Annotated in this window: 17 protein-coding genes and 1 tRNA gene; 3 read left to right on the forward strand and 15 right to left on the reverse strand. The window is 61.9% G+C overall.

Annotated elements, in window-relative coordinates; translation table 11 throughout:
• Window positions 1-144 precede the first annotated feature (144 nt).
• The 3 genes from RB548_RS11115 to RB548_RS11125 form a co-directional block, all read right to left on the reverse strand.
• Window positions 145-828: a pentapeptide repeat-containing protein gene (locus tag RB548_RS11115; protein WP_331374939.1), complete on the reverse strand. Its 684-nt coding sequence runs from the start codon at window positions 826-828 to the stop codon at window positions 145-147.
• A gap of 398 nt (window positions 829-1,226) precedes the next feature.
• Window positions 1,227-2,261 (reverse strand): Tim44 domain-containing protein, encoded by a 1,035-nt coding sequence (locus tag RB548_RS11120; protein WP_331371378.1) that lies wholly within the window; start codon window positions 2,259-2,261, stop codon window positions 1,227-1,229.
• A gap of 113 nt (window positions 2,262-2,374) precedes the next feature.
• The gene (locus RB548_RS11125) at window positions 2,375-3,034 is read right to left on the reverse strand and encodes a DUF2278 family protein (RefSeq protein ID WP_331371379.1); all 660 of its coding nucleotides are present in this window, start codon (window positions 3,032-3,034) and stop codon (window positions 2,375-2,377) included.
• Between the two features lie 242 nt (window positions 3,035-3,276).
• On the opposite strand from RB548_RS11125, the gene RB548_RS11130 reads away from it, so the two are divergent.
• Window positions 3,277-4,095: a polysaccharide pyruvyl transferase family protein gene (locus tag RB548_RS11130; RefSeq protein ID WP_331371380.1), complete on the forward strand. Its 819-nt coding sequence runs from the start codon at window positions 3,277-3,279 to the stop codon at window positions 4,093-4,095.
• A 21-nt stretch (window positions 4,096-4,116) separates the two neighbouring features.
• On the opposite strand, the gene RB548_RS11135 is transcribed toward RB548_RS11130, so the two are convergent.
• The 9 genes from RB548_RS11135 to RB548_RS11175 form a co-directional block, all read right to left on the reverse strand.
• On the reverse strand, window positions 4,117-5,094 hold the full coding sequence (locus tag RB548_RS11135; RefSeq protein WP_331374940.1) for a glycosyltransferase family 2 protein: 978 nt from the start codon (window positions 5,092-5,094) through the stop codon (window positions 4,117-4,119).
• Between the two features lie 71 nt (window positions 5,095-5,165).
• Window positions 5,166-7,217: an acyltransferase family protein gene (locus RB548_RS11140; protein WP_331371381.1), complete on the reverse strand. Its 2,052-nt coding sequence runs from the start codon at window positions 7,215-7,217 to the stop codon at window positions 5,166-5,168.
• Between the two features lie 166 nt (window positions 7,218-7,383).
• Entirely contained in the window at window positions 7,384-8,154 is a 771-nt protein-coding gene (locus tag RB548_RS11145) for a Stf0 family sulfotransferase (RefSeq protein WP_331371382.1), read from the reverse strand.
• Window positions 8,155-8,164: 10 nt separating this feature from the next.
• Window positions 8,165-8,755 carry an acyltransferase gene (locus RB548_RS11150; protein WP_331371383.1) on the reverse strand — a complete coding sequence of 197 codons (591 nt, stop codon included), beginning with the start codon at window positions 8,753-8,755 and terminating at the stop codon, window positions 8,165-8,167.
• Window positions 8,756-8,873: 118 nt separating this feature from the next.
• Window positions 8,874-9,644, reverse strand: coding sequence for a Stf0 family sulfotransferase (locus tag RB548_RS11155; protein WP_331371384.1), 771 nt, complete (start codon window positions 9,642-9,644; stop codon window positions 8,874-8,876).
• Window positions 9,645-10,093: 449 nt separating this feature from the next.
• Window positions 10,094-11,221 carry a GSCFA domain-containing protein gene (locus tag RB548_RS11160; RefSeq protein WP_331371385.1) on the reverse strand — a complete coding sequence of 376 codons (1,128 nt, stop codon included), beginning with the start codon at window positions 11,219-11,221 and terminating at the stop codon, window positions 10,094-10,096.
• A gap of 259 nt (window positions 11,222-11,480) precedes the next feature.
• Entirely contained in the window at window positions 11,481-11,837 is a 357-nt protein-coding gene (locus RB548_RS11165; RefSeq protein ID WP_331371386.1) for a hypothetical protein, read from the reverse strand.
• 496 nt (window positions 11,838-12,333) lie between these two features.
• Complete coding sequence (locus RB548_RS11170) at window positions 12,334-12,876, reverse strand: hypothetical protein (protein WP_331371387.1); 543 nt, start codon at window positions 12,874-12,876, stop codon at window positions 12,334-12,336.
• Between the two features lie 213 nt (window positions 12,877-13,089).
• Window positions 13,090-13,329, reverse strand: a complete 240-nt coding sequence (locus tag RB548_RS11175; RefSeq protein WP_331371388.1) for a hypothetical protein — start codon at window positions 13,327-13,329, stop codon at window positions 13,090-13,092.
• A gap of 22 nt (window positions 13,330-13,351) precedes the next feature.
• Between RB548_RS11175 and RB548_RS11180 the strand changes: the two genes are divergently transcribed.
• Window positions 13,352-13,693 (forward strand): hypothetical protein, encoded by a 342-nt coding sequence (locus tag RB548_RS11180; protein ID WP_331371389.1) that lies wholly within the window; start codon window positions 13,352-13,354, stop codon window positions 13,691-13,693.
• 26 nt (window positions 13,694-13,719) lie between these two features.
• Here the strand turns inward: RB548_RS11180 and RB548_RS11185 are convergent.
• Window positions 13,720-13,795 (reverse strand) — tRNA-Lys (locus RB548_RS11185).
• A gap of 263 nt (window positions 13,796-14,058) precedes the next feature.
• Between RB548_RS11185 and RB548_RS11190 the strand changes: the two genes are divergently transcribed.
• Complete coding sequence (locus tag RB548_RS11190; protein WP_331371390.1) at window positions 14,059-14,472, forward strand: OsmC family protein; 414 nt, start codon at window positions 14,059-14,061, stop codon at window positions 14,470-14,472.
• A 256-nt stretch (window positions 14,473-14,728) separates the two neighbouring features.
• Here RB548_RS11190 and RB548_RS11195 read toward each other — a convergent pair whose 3' ends face one another.
• A complete protein-coding gene (locus RB548_RS11195; protein ID WP_331371391.1) occupies window positions 14,729-15,538 on the reverse strand; it encodes an endonuclease/exonuclease/phosphatase family protein in 810 nt (269 codons plus the stop codon).
• 115 nt (window positions 15,539-15,653) lie between these two features.
• Window positions 15,654-16,565 carry a PhzF family phenazine biosynthesis protein gene (locus RB548_RS11200; protein WP_331371392.1) on the reverse strand — a complete coding sequence of 304 codons (912 nt, stop codon included), beginning with the start codon at window positions 16,563-16,565 and terminating at the stop codon, window positions 15,654-15,656.
• Window positions 16,566-16,723: the final 158 nt, after the last annotated feature.

Genomic DNA, 16,723 nt, shown 5'->3' on the forward strand with positions numbered 1-16,723 from the left:
CCAAGCCCGAGGATGGCGGAAGAGGAAAGTCCGGCACCAAACAGCCGGCTGGACGACCCCAAGCCGCCATTCGCTCTCGGCCGGCGGAGCGTTCCGCCGCTGTGGATAATCATCTGCCGTGCGCGGCGCAGGCGAAAACGTCCGTCAGTCGTCGTCGGCCGGGCACGGCCATTTGGCGGGGACCGTCAAGCCCGCCGGCAGCTTGGTCGCGGCGTCGCCGCAGGCAAGGTCGACCTGCTCCTGTTCGAGCCCGGTCGCGGCCGAGAGGTCGAGGCCCTCTATCCTGGTAAGGAACAGGAAGGCGCGGTCGAAATCGATCGGCCCTTCGAAGACCGCGCCGCTGAGATTGGCGCGCGAGAGATTGGCCATCGAAAAGCGGGTGCCTGTCAGCACGGCCTCATGGAAATTGGCGCGCCCGAGTTCGGCCTTCTCGAAATCCGCACCGGTCAGGCGCGCCCGGCTGAAGTCGGTGCGCTGCAATTCGGAGCTCACGAAGGAGGCGCCCTCGGCAGAAATGTCGGAAAAATTGCCGCGATAGGCCTCTACCCGAGTGAAATTCGCCTTGTCTGCGACGGCGCCGGCGAGCGAGGCGCGCATCAACGTCGCCTTTTCGAGATTGGCGGCACGAAGCGTGGCGCCCCTGAGATCGGTCAGCGTGAAATCGGCATTGACAAGATTGCTTCCCTCGAGGTCGCTGCCGCCGAGCATGAGCAGTCGCTTGTTGCAGTCCTGCCAGTTCGTTTCCGGTCCGGCGGAACTCTTGCAGTCCGCTGCCTCGACATGACCGGTGAAGGTCGAGGCGGCCATCGCGAGAAGGAGCGCCGCCATGCCAAGCAAGAGCGACGATGCGCGCCCCGCAGCCGCCGGATGGCCCGATCGTCCTTCCGTCGGCGAAATCAAACCGGCCGAACCTTTCAGCCTCTTACCAGCGATGTCCATCCCCTTGCTCCAACGCCCGCAGCGAAAAGAATTTTCCAGCAATTCAAGGCGTTACGCCGGTCATTGCCCGACAGAAAAGACACGCAATGACCGCCTTCGTCAAGACCGCGCGCGCCCCCAGAGCTATTCCGAGAGGTTGTGGCACGTCGAGCGCCCCAAGTGATTTTACGCTCAAGCCGGGCCGGGCTTAAGCAAATAAGCGATCGAAAATTCACGAAATCGGGAATGCCCGGCGCCGCCACAGCGCCATGACAGCGCTGTGCGGTCGGAACGGCCGAAGCCGGGCGTCAGGCCTGGACGCCCTGGATGGCGGAGACCTGCCATTCCGCGCCGGGCTTGCGCAGGAAGGTCCAGAGCTCGACCGCCTCGGTGAGGTTGTCGGCGTCGCCGCTGACGACGCGGCCGGTCGAGCGGTCGCGCATCACGTCGATGCTCTCATAGCGCATCGCGACGGTTGCGTAGTCCATGCCGTTCTCGCGCCAGGCCTCGGCGACATCGCCCTGCACGAGATGGACGTCGCGAACCTCGTTCTTGACCCCACTCGTCGCGTTCTCGCTGAGCTCCTCGGCGAGATAGGACATGGCCTCCGGCGTGGTGAGCCGGCGTAGCGCCGCGTAGTCCTCTGCACCGTAAGCCGCCTGCACCTCCTTCAGCATCGCCTCGAAGCGGTCGAGGTCGCGCTGGGTGATGCCGATTTCATCGGTTTCGCCCGGAGCAGCGGCGGACGATTGCGTGGAGGCGGAAGCCTTTGTCGCAGCCTGCCCGCTCAAGCTCGCGCCCCTGCCCGCTCCCTCGCCAATGTTTGGAATGCGGAAGGACGGCGCACCCGACGAGGCGGCAGCCGACGAGCGGGCCGAAGCGCCCGCGCCCGAATAAGCAGGGCGCTGGCCGCCGCGGAAGAACCGCATCGCCAGCGAAATGAGAACGAAGATCAGGCCCACCTGCAGGAGAAGGCCAAGGAAGCCGACACCGCCGCCAAGACCGTGGCCGAGCAGCATGCCGATCAGGCCGCCCATCATCAGGCCGCCGAGCATCGAGCCGCCGAAGCTGTTGAAGAAGCCCGGCCTCCGGTTCGTCATCGGGTTCTGCGCCGCGGGGTTGGTCGCGGGATTGGTCGCCGAATTCGAGCGTGGCGTCATCGTCCGCTCGATCGGCGCGGCATTGGTCGGCGCCGTGCGCGTGACCGGCGCGGTGGAAAAGGTGCGGCTGCCGCGCGAGCCGAAACCGCCGCCGGCCCGCCGTGCCTCGGCCACGTCCACCACCGTCATCATGACCGTGAGGCCAACCGCGACCATTGCCAGAACTCGTCCAAAACGCTGCATGCCACCCATTCCCGTTGTTTCTTTTGGCCGTACGTAGACCACGAAACGCCATATAGCGATTGCCGGCGCCAAGTTTAAGGGCTGCGGGCGGATTTCCGAGCAGTGGTCGCCCCTTAAGCCGGCCGGCCAAGGGCATCGGTGCGGTAGGATTGCGTCTTGAACTTGTTGAGAAAGGCCGTGAACGTGCCAGACGTGCTCTCGATGATCGTCGCCCCGTCCTGCCAGATGCCGTTTTCGGCGGCAAAGGGGGATGTTACCGGGTCGCCCTGGTTCTGGTGGATATTGTGGACGCCAAGGCCGACATTGAAGGGCTCGCCGAAGACGTAGCAGCGGGCCGCATTGGTCAGCACGCCTTCGAGGTCGGTCAACGCGTCGATGCCAAGCCCCTGGTTCCACGGCGGGTTCCAGCGGATGAAATCGAGAAAGCGGGAAAGGCAGCTGTTATGGCGGACGAAGCGGATGCCGAGTGGCGGATGCAGCACGGGCGAGCGGATGTAGTCGAGCGCACCGGAGCTGTCGTTCGACGCAAGCGCGTGCCAGCCATTGGAAAGCTGGCTGAACTGGCTCATCGCACCGGTGGCGAGCGCAACCACTCGCCACTCGATGCCGTTCGGCATGTTCTTCGGATCGACGTCGATCGCGCAGTGGTAGGGCCCCTGCGGCGTGCCGACGATCAGGTTGCCGTGGTAGTAGCGCCCGAAATCGTCGGGGTCGTCGCGAAAATAATCGAGCTTCGTCCCGATCACGAGCCCATAGCCATCCTGCAACGGCATGTCGCGCCCTCCCCGGTCGGGCGGCATCGGCCTGCATCCCGCGATGCTGAAACGAAGCGCTCGATCGTACTAAACTTACCATAGGTTGTGAGCTTCCGGTAGCATCGTGCGGGCCTATGCAACTCTTCGGCCTCAGCCTTCCTCTGAGGTCGAGATTCCGGTATTCACGACTCGACCGGCCATCCTGAAATGGAGGTTTGCGCGCCTTGCCGCGCGTCATCTGGCCTCATAGGAGTTCGCGCGTGCGCAAAGTGAAAGTCTTCTCCGCCACCGTCGGCGAGAGCTTCGGCAAGACCATCGAGAACTTCGGCGACAACCTGATGGCCGATATTCTCCAGGACCTTTTTTCCGTCGAGCCGGTCTATGTCGAACCCGCGCGGGCGGAACTCATCGGTGTCGGCAGCATCATCGACGCCTACTATCGCTATAGCCGCAAGAAATACGCGTTCTGGCGCAAGCGCCCCTGGCGAACGCTGCACGTCTGGGGTTCCGGTTTCATGAATACCGGAACGCCGGCCCCATGGCCGCAGCGCCTCGTCTTTGACGCGGTGCGCGGCCAACTGTCGAAGGCAAGAGTTGCTCCCGACCGCGATATTGCACTCGGTGATCCGGCGATCCTGCTGCCGTTGATCTGGCCCAAGAAGACTGCGGCAACGTCGGAGGTCGTGGTCATCCCGCACTTCGTCACCTACCAGACCTTTCTGGAACGCTACGGAACGTCCCTGCCCAGACACTGGAGAGTGCTCAATCTTCTCGGAGATCCGCAGAAGATCTGCGAGGCGATTTCCGCCAGCGACCTCGTGATCTCCAGCAGCCTCCATGGCCTCATCGTCGCCGACGCCTATGGCGTGCCCGCGATCTGGATGGAGCCTCACGGCAAGATAAAGGGCGACGGCTTCAAGTTTGCGGATTACTTCAGCTTCCGCGGCGCAGCCCTTCCCGGTCCCCTCGATTTCGATAGCCTGCTAACGGCCGGCGGGGTGGACAGGGCTGGCAACGCGCCCGCCGTTCCATCCGCGGAGACGATTGACCGCCTGTTACGGTCCTTTCCGTTCCGTTGAGGCCACGGAGGCGTCAGCCGGCTAATTCGACGTAAATGAGATCGGGGCGATGAAGCCCAGTTCGCGCAATTGCTTCGAGCCGGAAAATCGCACGGAGTCCGGGCTCTGGAAGTCGAATTCGCCGGACTTCTGCAAATCGTCCAGCATCTTGCGATAGGCTGCGGCACCGTCGAAATATTGTCCGTCCGTCACCGCGTGCTCGATCTTCTCCTTATAATCGGAGAAGAACTTGAAGTGCAGCAACACGCCGGAGATCGCCGGAAAGTTCCGCTCGCAGGGAAGCGGCTGGTGAATGCTGACCCCCAGGTTGCATTCCTTGTCCCAGAAGATCAGCGGATATTTCATCAGCTCCAGCACATGGGCGAACTTCCGCTTGCGCGGCCCGCCGGTGATGCTGATCGCCCGCTTGGTATAGGTGATCTCGTACCCGGCGCCGTCGAAGTGGTCGGCGATCTCCCAAGGCATCCGCGCATCGGTGCCGTCGAGTGTCGCCGATCCGAGCGGGCCGACCGGGTACATGTCGAGCATGGGGGCAGCAAGGCGCTTTTCGCCGCGCGTTTCGAGCGCCCGGATAAGATTGCGGAGCGGCTGGCGTTCGCAATCGTCGTAGATCAGAAATTCGTCCGAGTCGACGTTGAGATACCATCGGTCCTTGCCATAGCGCTCGAACAGCGCCTGGCGCCATTCGCGCCCGCGCCGGGCGTCCCGGTATCTGAGCGGCGAGCTCCAGACGTCAACGTCGGGCTGCGAGCTGAGATATTCGCGCGTCCCGTCGGACGATACATCATCGATGCAGATGAAGCGCGAAACGCCGAGCCTTCTGTAGTGGGCGAGAAAGGACGGCATCAGCTTCAGGTCGTTGTGCGTGTTGACGACCACCGGAATGTCGTCCTGGCCGAGTGGCCGCGCACCGCCCGCGTTCAGGCAAGACATTTCGATGGTGCGCTTCCGCTTGCGCTCGCGCGCCGCCAGCTTGAGGGATTCGTACCGGGTCACGATCCGGTCGAGAAGGCTTCGCTGACCCCGCCCGCTCTCATGGTCGGAAAGACGAAAGGGGTAGTGAAGGTCCTTCAAAATCCGCTCCAGGTGCCGCTGCGATAGCTGCGTTTATCGGGATCATCACCGGAATTCAACTCGGCAGACCGTGGCGGCGCGAATCCGCAACTCCCGCGCGGCGGGGACCGGTTGTCGGCGCGCTTTTGCTCGCAGCCATGCTCGGCTGCCGCCACGAAGGTCCGCGAAAAATCCAGCGCTCTGCCAATATGCCGGGAGCCCTTCCGCGAAAAATGTCCATCGTCCTCGTAGATCGCCACGCCTTCGTCTTCCGCCCGGCAATTGACGGCGTCGCAAAGGTAGTCGGTGAAATTCAGGACGGGAAAGTCCGCAGCCACGCTGGCCAGCACCGATCGGACCTTCCTGTCATGTGCCTCGACCGCCGCAACCGGCAGGTCGCAGTCGCCGGGAGGCAGACCAAGCAGGCGTGCCCGCGCTACGCAAAGTCCGGTATTGCGGCCGTCCCTCGGAGGGGGACTTACGACAACGGCCTGGAGCCCGTTCGAGCGCAGCCAGGCGAGCGTCGACTGGAAGTTTTGCGTGACAAGCTCCGGGCTTGAACGTGTGAGGCCCTTGCCGCGGAGGAAAACCGTCTCCCGGCCGAGATACTGGGTCAACGGCGAGGATAGCACGACGTATCTGACGGACTTGTGTGCCAGCAGGAACCGGCGGACCGCTTCATTGTGGTCGAGACACTGCTGCGGCCAGTCGAGAGCGAGGTTGGGAAGCACGGGCGCCAGGTCGAAGAACGGACCACAATTGTTTTTCGTCAATTGCGCCAGGCGCACGTCGGGATCCGAGGCGCGTGCGCCATCCACGAGGTGTCTGGCGAAGGAGTCGCCCCATATTACAATCTCGGGATTCTCGTTGGTGCTGCATTTGAGATCGACGACGCCATCGCATTCTTTGCCCATGCCGACGCTCGGTTCATTCAAACGAGCAAGCGCGAGGTGTCGCGAAGCAAACCCGTCGCTGTGATCCATGGACAGGCCCGCGATGACCGCGACGGCACCCGCCGTCAGGGTCATCGCAAAGACCGGTCGCCGTCCGAAACGCCGGCGATCGCGGAACGGCGTTTCGACATGGCGCCAAGTAAGATAGGCGAGCACAAAACAAAGCCCGATCAAGCCAGCATAGCCCGCCTGCGTCACGCCGCCGCTGAGACGCAGGCGCGCGAAGGCGAACACCGGCTGGTGCCAGAGGTAGAGGCTGTAGCTGAAGAGCCCGACAGCGACGAGCGGTCTCAGGGAAAGGCATTTTCCGGCAAAGGTGTCGCTCCGGCCAAAGGCGATGAAAGCCGCTGTTCCCGCCACCACCGGCACGGTCGCCCAACCCGGATAGCTCGCAGATTCGCGCACGAGAACGTAAGTCGCAACGATCGCCAACAGGCCCAGTGCCGCAAGAATCTCGCGCGCTGGTTTCGCCACCTCGGCTTTCGACAGGCCGGAAAGCGCGACCGCTGCCCCGAGGCCTAGCTCCCAGAAGCGGCTTGGCAGCAAATAGAAGTTGGCGGAAGGATCGAGGCGCGCGAGCACCTGCGTGGCACCGAAGCTGAGCGCTGAAATCGCGAGAACGACGGCGAGAACGCTCACCCCCGAGAAGCGGCGCAAGGCAATGAGCAGCAACGGGAACACGAGATAGAACTGCTCTTCGACCGCGAGCGACCACATGTGCAACAGCGGCATCTGGTCGGTATCCGGCGAAAAGTAGCCTGTCTGGTCCCAGAGCTGGATATTGGCCGCAAAGAGACTCGTCGCGTAGAGCCCCTTGCCGAAAGTGTTGAGCTCATGCGGCAGCATCCACAGGAGGGCAAACGCGGTACAGACGGCACAGACGAACAGCAATGCCGGCGCGAGCCTTCTTGCCCGACGCTCATAGAAGGAAACGAGGCTGAATTGGCCGTCGCGGATTTCCCTGTCGATGATCGAGGTGATCAGGAAACCGCTGATGACGAAGAAGACGTCAACGCCCGCGAAGCCTCCCGAGACAATGTCGAAACCTGCGTGAAACAAAAGCACTGGAACGACTGCAACCGCACGCAGGCCGTCGACTTCGGGTCTGTACTGCATTCCTGTGTGAGATTCCGTATCCGAGGGGTTATCGGCCGGTAACACGGCACCGGCGCCAAAGCCATAAGCTGCGGCCGCGTGCGCCTTGGTTAACTTGGAAATGCTGGGGAAAAAAGGCGGCCACGCAATCACCGCGGCGAGATGCAACGAAGAAACATGTAATAGCCTAAAGCGCGAAAGGATAGCGCGGCTTGAGTTTCCCGGTTGCCAGTTTCGCGAAATTGCGCATCTTGCCCGGGATGTGCTCGCGGCGATCATAGGCCGTGAGCAGATCCCCCGAGCGGCAATCCTCGTTGAAGCGCGCGATCCATTCCTCGGTGAGGCCGTCGCGCTGGACCGTCATCGTCGTTCCCGTCGTTGCCGGTGCGGAAACGCGCAACTGCTCGGCGATATGCGCGATGAAGGGGCTCGGATCGCTCGCGAGGTCCTCATAGGCAAATTCGGTGAAGGGCGCGCCCAGGAGATCCAGATAGCTCTGCCAGAAACTGTAGCTTTCCCGGACATAGAAGTAGCATCGGGCGATCTGCTCGAAATCGTAGCGCGGCTCGGCCTTGGCCCCGTGGTGGGCGGCGAAGGCGCGCGTCTGCCTCGCCCGCGCAAACGAGATCGCCTGCCTCAGCGTGTCTCTGCGCCGTAAAAAGACGATCGCTGTGTCATGTTCGGAAAGGCAGTGGCGGATGAAATCCCGGCCGTAGCGCTCGCGCGTCACGAAGAGCTGGTTCGGAAAGATCTTCATGCCAAACACGCCGTTCGGGGTCGAGCACTTCCGGATGACTTCCGCGAAGAAGGAGTCCCAGGAGAGCGCGCCCATATCGAGACCGTGAAGCTTGGGCGACAGCCACTCGGTCGAATTGCCCATGGCCTGTGAATGATTGATGAGCGACCCGAGCCAGTTCGATCCGCTTCGTGCTTCGGTCAGAAGGAGATAACCACGCATGAATCCTCATCTAGTCCTTGTTGCGCGATAGCGGGAGCGTCGGATTCCGGGGCGTTCCGCGTGCATCGGCAATGAGTCTTTTCTCTCCACGGACACCCACTTTTCGCGCGGGAACGCCGGCGTAGATGCCGAGTGGGTCCGTTCGCCCCCTGACGACGCTGCCCGCGCCGATCACGCATCCCCGGGAAATGTGCGCCCCATCGAGGACCACTGCGCCTGCGCCGATCCAGACATCGTCCTCGATGACGATCCCCTGTCGCGTCTCGGGTTGCTTCTTTATCGGGGTATCGGGATCGCTGAAGCCGTGATTGGCCGGGATCACGACCACATGGGCGGCGATCCGCACCCAATTGCCGATCGTGAGGCCGCCGGAGCCGTAAAGTATCGAATACGGATTGAGGCTGAAATGATCGCCGATGATGACGAAGCCGTCATTGGCATCAATGATCGCGCCGCGCTTGATTTCCGCCTTGCGGCCGATGCGGATCTTGCCCCTGTTCGGATTTATCGTGCCTCCGTCGATGCGGAACTTGCCACCGATCTCAAGGCGCCCCCAATAGCGCAGCCGAAGCAGCAATGCCCGAATTTCGCCAAGCGTCATACCCGCTCTCTCCGGTCACAGTCCGCGAAGTTTCGCAGAGACCCCTGCCGCTCGCAACATCCGCGTGAACGTCGAAAGGCCGGCAAGTCGATCGCGGCCGTCGCCGCGCCAGTCGTCGCTAAAACGCGAACGGATATCGCGGCTCGAGCTTCCCCGACGCCAGTTTCGCGAAGTTGCGCATCTTGCCGGCTATATGCTCGCGGCGGTCGTAGGCAGTCAGCATGTTTCCCGACCGGCAATCTTCGTTGAAGCGCGCGATCCATTCCTCGGTCAGGCCGTCGCGCTGAACAGACATCGTCGTTTCGGCCCTCGCCGGAGGCCGAACGCGAAGGTGTTCCGCGATATGGGCGATGAAAGGATTCGGGTCGCCGGCAAGATCCTCGTAGGCAAATTCGGTGAACGGCACACAGAGGAGCTCCAGGTAGCTCTGCCAGAAATTGTAGCTCTCCCGGATATAAAAGAAGCAGCGGGCGATCTGTTCGAAGTCGTAGCGCGGCTCCGCCTTTGCTCCGTGGTGGGCGGCAAAGGCCCGCGTCTGCCGCGCCCGCGCGAATGAAATCGCCTGCCTTAGCGTGTCTCTGCGCCGGAGGTAGACCAGCGCCGTCTCATGCTCGGAAAGGCAGTGGCGGATGAAGTCCCGGCCGCAGCGCTCCTGCGTCACGAAAAGCTGGTTCGGAAAGATCTTCATGCCGAACGCCCCGTTCGGGGTCGAGCACTTCCTGATGATTTCCCCGAAGAACGCATCGAAAGGCAGGGTCTTGGTGTCAAGACGATGGGCCTTCGGCGCCAGCCACTCGGCCGGTAAGCCCATTTCGCCGGAATCACCGAGGAGAGTGCTCAGCCAGCTGGAGCCGCTTCTTGCTTCGGAGAGGATCAAATATCCGCGCATCAGGTCCCCTGTCTTGTGTTTCACAAACCTGAAGTGCGCGGCTAATCGTCAATCTGGGCAATTTTCTGCCGTGTCCGCCCGATCTTGTCGAGAAAACGGGTGCGTAGTTGTTGATCGACGCAAACATGCAACAGCGCGCGGGAGCGACCGGATGGCGGCAGAACAAATCCACACCGTCGCGCATGCGCAACTGGATGTTTCCTTAAATCGTAGCCGATCTAAGGATAAAAACATGCAGCAATTCAAAGTGCTACAGCGTCCTTCGCACGTCTGATCAGACGCGCGGCGCTGTAGGCCGGCCGATCGCGCGTTGTTCCTCTCCCGATTCAGTGATATATTTTTCGGGTTCGATCGAGGGTGCCGGCACCCCTACTGCAGATCGTTCGCCTGGAGCGCGCTTGGCCCAAACAAGCGCGCTTTCGCTTTTTTGGCGCCCGGAGGAATCGGGTCTAGCGAGACTTCGCGTTCGACGCTGCCCTCTTGCGACCGGTGAGACGCCGGACGACCGCGCTGAACCTCGAGGCAAATCTTGCCCGTGAGAAAAGGGCATGGCCGTCCAAGGTATTGGCCGACTGCAACCGGGCGGCCCTCAGCACCTTCTCGGCCTCATCGACCGTCAGGTCCGTGTTGCAGTAGGTCGCCTGGAACAAGTTCATGACCGCGGGCACGATCATGCTCTGCAGGTGCCTGCCGTCTTCGACGAAACGGTTCGGAAACGCCTCGTTCACGATCTCGTAGGCGGGAAAATAGTAAAGGCGGCCCGCCCATTCATCGCCGCGCTCGCGGATCGTCTCGTCGACGGCGGCGCGGATGATCGCCTTGGACGCCGAGTTGGCTGTCAGGCAGGCGACCGGCCGGAATGTGGCAACAAGCGGAATTGGCGAGACGGTGACGACGATCTTCGCCTGAGGTACGTGTTTGCCGATCAGGTCGATGATCTCCTGGATGCAGGCCTTCGTCTCGCCGAAGGTGCAAACGCGGAACTTGTGCCGGCTCGGATCGTAGTGCTTCATCGGAACTGCACGCCAGAAAACGCCGCCGGTCACCTCGTCGTACCAGATTTCCGACAGGCCGAACGTCAGAATGAAGACGTCCGTCTTCAGGAACACGTCCCGCGTGCGCTCTCGGATCTCTTCCGTCAGGTCGAATTCTTCGGCCTTGTAGCCATGCCAGAGGTTTGTCGGCGGCGCTATGCCTTCGAGCGCCCAGCGGAACTGCTGGACGATCGAGTGGACATTGACCAGGCCCTCGCCCATCGAGGAGATGTAGATGTCGCGATCTCGGTTCTTGGAGACATCGAAGCCCAGCTTCGCAAGGTGTTTGCTGATGTTTTCGGCAAAGCACGACCCGAAGGCGGTAACGTTCGTCGTGGGAGAGATGAACGGCTTATCCGGCGTCCAGCCCTTCAACAGGAATCGCGACGCAAAGTCGTCCTTCACGTGATCGGAGCCGTATGGATTGAAGTTGCTCGCGCTGCCCCGGAAAAAGGATGACCCCATCTTCTTGGGAGCCTCACCCGCCGGGACAACGGAGACCGTCTCCTGGAAACCGGAATGGTCTATCGCCTTGATCGACATGATTGCCCCCTTGCCACGTGGCCGCGCGTGGAACTTATTAAAGAGGCCTTTGTGAGGCAACAGCCGTTGCGCAAGAACGATAACGATCCGTATTGCATCTTGCCCTACAGGATAAAATGGAAAATGGTTGTTGCAGGTGGCGCCGGCACTCTGCTGCATGTTTCCCTAAATCGTAGCCGATTTAAGGAAAAAAAACATGCAGCAATTCAAAGTGTTACAGCGTCCTTTGCGCGACTGACAAGACGCGCGGCGCGGTAGCCTAACCACGGATAACCCAAGCCCCCAGCACAAGCAGGATAAGTGGCGGGCCGAGCAGCATCCCGCCGAAAAGCAAAGCCGCATTCTGTACCCGCCTGCCGGTTCGAAGTCGGCTGCCAATCTCGTCTGGCACGACGACGCTCGGGCTTCCGGATGCAGCAGCCTTTTCCCTAATGGATGCCACCTCATTCTCGGCTTTCCAGCCGTCGGTGACCACTGTCCAGGCCTTGACGAAGATGGAGCCTCCATCCGTCACATCTCGCCGCCGTCCTTCGATTTCCACGTAGACGACCAGTGTCAGCACCCAAAGCGCGGAGACGATCAACCACAGTCGAAAGAGGCCACGTAGGATAGTCATCTTGCGTCCTACCTCACGACCGAGGATAGCACAGCGGCGATTGGCGACTAGTCCGTTCGATCTAGACCTCCACCTACAGCGCCGCGCGTCTTATCGGACGCGCAAGGCCTCAGTCTCATCGAAGAGAAGGGCTGCGGTCCTGGTACCGTGATCTATTCACAGACCGAAGGAGCAATATCACGGCGGAGGCCGCCCGGGACCTGAAGCAAGTCGTCTTCCACGGCGATCGATCCGTTAACCCGTCACCCCAGCAAGTGCGTGAAGAGGCGGAAAGAATCGCAAATGAACTCGGAGGCTGCGAGGCTCTGATCCGGATCCATGATGCCGAGTAGCGCGCGCAATCGGTGGACGTAGACGATCGACTGTCGCGTAACCGGGTGCACCGCATGGCAGGTCCTTGTCGCGCCGCCGACGTGGTCGACCGCTGCAAGGAGCCGAACGCAGGCGCGCCGGCTCTGGCTCGCCACTGAAACATGTCGGAGCGGGGCAGGAAAGATCAAGCCGACAGAACATTCACCTCTGCCGCGGCGAGCCGACGATAAAGCCGGCGACGGCGCACGATCGGCCACCAGTCATAGAGAAAGATTTCGAGAGCCCGCCAGTTGGCCACCCAACCGAAAATGACCAGGCTTTCGCTGAACACTCGTGAAAAAGTGGCGGCTTCCGAAGCGTTGTCGACCAGTTTGCTCGCGATGAGACTGAAGGCCAGAATCGGGATGCCGATGAACAAGGATCGCCGACCCTCTCTGAGAAGTTCGCGCAGTTCCCGGCGCGCCTGATTGGCGCGACTGCCGAAATTGTATCGCACTGCGTGCTGCACGGCATGCGTATGTTCCGGGTTCACTTCCCCAGGCGGCAACTGCACGACAATCTTGATGGGCAGATTCCCCGGCGCTTCCTGAGCCCATTCGACGATGAACCGCTCGGCATCGTCGTCCAGATCCCGCTCCCGAAAGGGAGTTGGATCGAGCGAATTGAAGAGGCGTGCCACCTGGTCGACACGGATCAGGATTGTGTAGCGGTTATCGGGCGTCGGCATGATGCTTTCGTGTTCTCCTCCGTTCAACCAGAGCGTTATTCTCCTGCGGGTGTCATGGCATCGATGATAGCCGATAGCGCTGCCGCGTTGCAGACGCCCGAAATGCCGCCTGATCTGGCAAAAGGATCATCAAACCCGACCGCACGCCCGAACATAGCGAAAAAGGCGAGAGCGAAAATACACATGATGGGAGAGCGTCCAGACGCGGACCCTTCAAACAGGCCAAAAAACAGCTTGAAGGTCGTTCACGGTCCTTGGTTTGGATTTCGGCATCAGCAGACACCTGTCAGCAACTTGAGCGGCACGGTGTCTGTAGCTCGAACCGATGCTCGGCGGGGGAGTCGGCTTTCCGGTCGTCTCCCGGTTGTTTCGGGTGTCGTCGTTCACGTATTTCTTGCCTTTGGCGCGTGCCTGCGCGAACATCACATGCCCGGCGTATTTCGGAACTGGCATGAGTTAACCCCTGGGGATGATCATGAACCTCGTCAAGATGATGCTTAGGTCTTCGCTCGTCTCATTGGTGCTTGCTCTGGCGCTGGTGGCATCACCGGTGGCGGTTTCGCGTGACGCAAACGCTCAAACCAACATCAACATCAACATCGGGATCGGCACCAGCCTCGATAGAGGTCGAGGGATAACCTGTCGTCAGGGGGAAAGACTGCTTCGCAATCGCGGCTTCCGCGATGTTCGTCGGATCGACTGCCGTGGCAGGTTCTTCATCTATCGCGCTTGGCGCGGCAACACACGCTTCGAGATCGCAGTTCGCCAACGCGACGGCCGCATTGTCGACATGGAGCGCATCGGACGCCGGAGATAGAAAAGGATTGGTTTTATTGAGGTTTTTGGTGGGTGATCACGGGCTCGAACCGTGGACCCGCTGATTAAGAGTCAGCTGCTCTACCAACTGAGCTAATCACCCGTCCAGAACCGCGTCGCTGCGGTCTGGTGGGGCGTATAATGGCGTTCGCCCGGCTTGTCCAGCACCCTTTGCAAAATTTTTGGGAAATTTTTCAACGGCTCATGGCATGGCGGCGAGAGCGGTGATGCGGGTGGCGGGGACGACGCCGTCTGCTCTTTTCCCGTCGTCGGGGGCGGCGCCGCGTGTGCGCGAAACCGCTCACACTTATCCGCGTCCCGCTCTAAACTGGGCTCATCTGGCCGGCGTTCTGGAGGAGCAAGAAAATGGCGTCCTTGACGGTTGAATTGCGCAATATCGAAGGCACGGAGGCGGCGATCGCCTGGGCCGGAAGCCACACGGTCGTGGTCGATCGGCCGGAAGGCAAGGCGGGCGGCCGCGGGCTCGGTTTCAACGGCGCACAACTGTTGGCCCTGGCACTTGGCGGCTGCTTCTGCAACGACCTTCGTTACGCCGCGCACCAGATGGGCGCCGCCCTCGGCAAGATCGCCGTCAGCGTCACGATCGAGCTCGAGGGCGAACCGTTGCTGACGACGGCCGCGGCCATGTCGGTCAGCTGCGCAACGCTCGACGGCTCCGATCCGCAGGCGATCATCGATCGCGCCAAGACTATCTGCATGGTCGCCAACACACTCAAAAAGGGTGTCCCGGTGGCGATCCGGTCGGCTGCCGCTGCGTGACCCCTACAGCGCCGCGCGTCTAATCGGACGCGACAGTAACGTAATCGGATTTGGCGGATGCCCCTTTTTTGCCCTCATCAAGGCAGTTGAGCCGTGACGCGCGGCGTCCCCCATCCTCCCTCATTCCTGTGACAAGCACAGGAATGGGCAACGGGACGAGATGCCCGGCCGTACTGCAACCGACGACGCAGCTGCAGGCTGCTGTCGTGTACTGTGGCCTCCGATAAGACACACGGAGCTATAGGCCGCCGCCCGCCTACCCCACCTCGACGAGCAGCGCCCGATGGTCGGAGACTTCCGGCTCTTCGACCACGTCGAAGCGGATGACGTTCACCTCCGGCGTCACTAGCAGGTAATCGGCGAAGCGGTTCTCCTTTTCGTAATAGGAGGTCCGGGTATCCGTGAAACCGCGTGACGTCACGAGATCGGTAAGCCCGAGCTTTCCCAAGACGTCGAAGGTCTCGCTTCCCGGCAGGACGTTGAAGTCGCCGCAGACGACCAGCCGCTCGTTGTCGCGCCGGACCCACTGCACCATGCGCACCAACGCCTCCGCCTGTGCCCGGCGCGCCGGCGTGTCCTCCTTGCCGGCAATATCGCGCAGCCCATGCAAATGGGCGATGGTGATGGTGAAGCCGTCCTCGTAACTCATCAGCCGCAGGCAGTGGGCGTTTCGCGCACGCGGATGCGCGCCCCAGCCGTCGGCCGAAAAGCCGCCATGGACGAAGTCGAGCGCCTGGCCGATGACCGGCAACGACTTGCGCACGAAAGTCGCCAGCCCGAACTCGGAGACAACCACATCCTCGCCATCGAAAAGCTCGCCCCTCGCCGTCGGGCAAAAGAACCCGTCATGCCCCGGAAGCACGGCGGCGATCTCGGCGAAGAGATTGGCGCGCTGCGGCAGTTCGAGCCCGCGGTCGCGGTAGACCAGCCAGTCGGCGCGCGAGCCGGCCGTGCGCGTCACCTCCTGCAGGCAGAGCACATCCGGGTCGATCCCGGCGAGATAGCCGATCAGCGGCGCATGCACCCGGCCGCCCCATGCGTTCAGCGAAACTATGCGCAATGCCATGCCTTTGCTCCCGCGCACCGATGCGGACGCGCCTTGCTGATCGAATGAATTTTTCGAGCGACTCCGGGAAAAGTGTGTAGCGATTTCCCGTCCGGAATTGCGTAGTTTCAAAGAGTTAGACCGCCAGCTCGCCGCCGGCAACCTTGACCGCATGACCGCCGATGCGGGCGGTCGCGATCTTGCCGCCGGCTATGTCGAGATGCAGGTGGATGAAGGACGGCCGCCCCATCTCCACACCTTGCTCGATCAGGATCGGATGGTGCCCGTCGACCAGCTCGTCGAAGAGGTTGATGGCGCCGGCAAGGGCAGCCACCGCGGAGCCGGTTGCCGGATCCTCGCGCATCTCGGGCTTGAACATGCGGGCGTGGAAGCGCGCCATGTGGTTGACGCCGCCGCGACAGTAGAGATAAGCGTTGGCGAGCCTGCCTTCGGCCATCGGCGCAAGCTGCTCCCAGCGTTGCGCGTCGAACTCCACCGCCGCCACCGCGCCGACGTCGTGCAGCGGCACCATGACGAAGGGCACGCCGGCGGTCCAGAACGAGATCACATGGTTCTCGAAGCCGATCTGCGTTGCCTTGAGGCTCAGCGCGTCGGCGATCGCCTGCTTGTCGAAGCGCGCGTCGAGCCGGCTCGGCTTTCGCGGCAGGTCGAACTCGGCAAAGGTCGCCTCCCCCGGCTTCAGCCGCACCGCCGAGCGCACCGGCCCCACCCGCTCCTCCAGCACCTGCATCAGGTCAAGCGGTTTGCCGTTATCGCCATGGTTGGCTTCCGCCAGCGCCACGGCGGCGCCGACGGTCGGATGGCCGGCAAAGGGCAGTTCATGCACGGGCGTGAAGATCTTCAGCCGCGCCGAATGGGCTGCACTTCCCGGCCGCTGCACAAACACTGTTTCCGAAAGATTGAATTCCTGGGCAATCGCCTGCATCGCCCCGTCGCTCAGGCCGTCGCCATCGAACACTACGGCGAGAGGATTACCCTCCAGACGCTTCTCGGTGAAGACGTCGTAGATCGCGTAGCGCCGTGTCATCCATGCCCCCTCGCCGGCACCGCATGTTTCCTCAAATCGGAACCGATTCAAGGAGAAAACCATGCAGAAATTCAAAATGCTACAGCGACCTGCGCCTCTTGATCAGACGCGCTGGCACTGTCGCGTGTGGCTGTGGAGAACCGCCCCGGCCTTGCGAA

The sequence above is a fragment of the Sinorhizobium chiapasense genome (genome assembly GCF_036488675.1).
In the GTDB taxonomy this organism is placed as follows: domain Bacteria; phylum Pseudomonadota; class Alphaproteobacteria; order Rhizobiales; family Rhizobiaceae; genus Sinorhizobium; species Sinorhizobium chiapasense.

Excerpts from the sequence above, each read along its gene's own strand:
- RB548_RS11180 (WP_331371389.1), top strand. The coding sequence starts at position 13,352 with ATGAACCTCGTCAAGATGATGCTTAGGTCTTCGCTCGTCTCATTGGTG.
- RB548_RS11170 (WP_331371387.1), bottom strand. The coding sequence starts at position 12,876 with ATGCCGACGCCCGATAACCGCTACACAATCCTGATCCGTGTCGACCAG.
- RB548_RS11190 (WP_331371390.1), top strand. The coding sequence starts at position 14,059 with ATGGCGTCCTTGACGGTTGAATTGCGCAATATCGAAGGCACGGAGGCG.
- RB548_RS11200 (WP_331371392.1), bottom strand. The coding sequence starts at position 16,565 with ATGACACGGCGCTACGCGATCTACGACGTCTTCACCGAGAAGCGTCTG.
- RB548_RS11150 (WP_331371383.1), bottom strand. The coding sequence starts at position 8,755 with ATGACGCTTGGCGAAATTCGGGCATTGCTGCTTCGGCTGCGCTATTGG.
- RB548_RS11175 (WP_331371388.1), bottom strand. The coding sequence starts at position 13,329 with ATGCCAGTTCCGAAATACGCCGGGCATGTGATGTTCGCGCAGGCACGC.
- RB548_RS11145 (WP_331371382.1), bottom strand. The coding sequence starts at position 8,154 with ATGCGTGGTTATCTCCTTCTGACCGAAGCACGAAGCGGATCGAACTGG.
- RB548_RS11140 (WP_331371381.1), bottom strand. The coding sequence starts at position 7,217 with ATGCAGTACAGACCCGAAGTCGACGGCCTGCGTGCGGTTGCAGTCGTT.
- RB548_RS11115 (WP_331374939.1), bottom strand. The coding sequence starts at position 828 with ATGGCGGCGCTCCTTCTCGCGATGGCCGCCTCGACCTTCACCGGTCAT.
- RB548_RS11195 (WP_331371391.1), bottom strand. The coding sequence starts at position 15,538 with ATGGCATTGCGCATAGTTTCGCTGAACGCATGGGGCGGCCGGGTGCAT.
- RB548_RS11160 (WP_331371385.1), bottom strand. The coding sequence starts at position 11,221 with ATGTCGATCAAGGCGATAGACCATTCCGGTTTCCAGGAGACGGTCTCC.
- RB548_RS11165 (WP_331371386.1), bottom strand. The coding sequence starts at position 11,837 with ATGACTATCCTACGTGGCCTCTTTCGACTGTGGTTGATCGTCTCCGCG.
- RB548_RS11155 (WP_331371384.1), bottom strand. The coding sequence starts at position 9,644 with ATGCGCGGATATTTGATCCTCTCCGAAGCAAGAAGCGGCTCCAGCTGG.
- RB548_RS11120 (WP_331371378.1), bottom strand. The coding sequence starts at position 2,261 with ATGCAGCGTTTTGGACGAGTTCTGGCAATGGTCGCGGTTGGCCTCACG.
- RB548_RS11125 (WP_331371379.1), bottom strand. The coding sequence starts at position 3,034 with ATGCCGTTGCAGGATGGCTATGGGCTCGTGATCGGGACGAAGCTCGAT.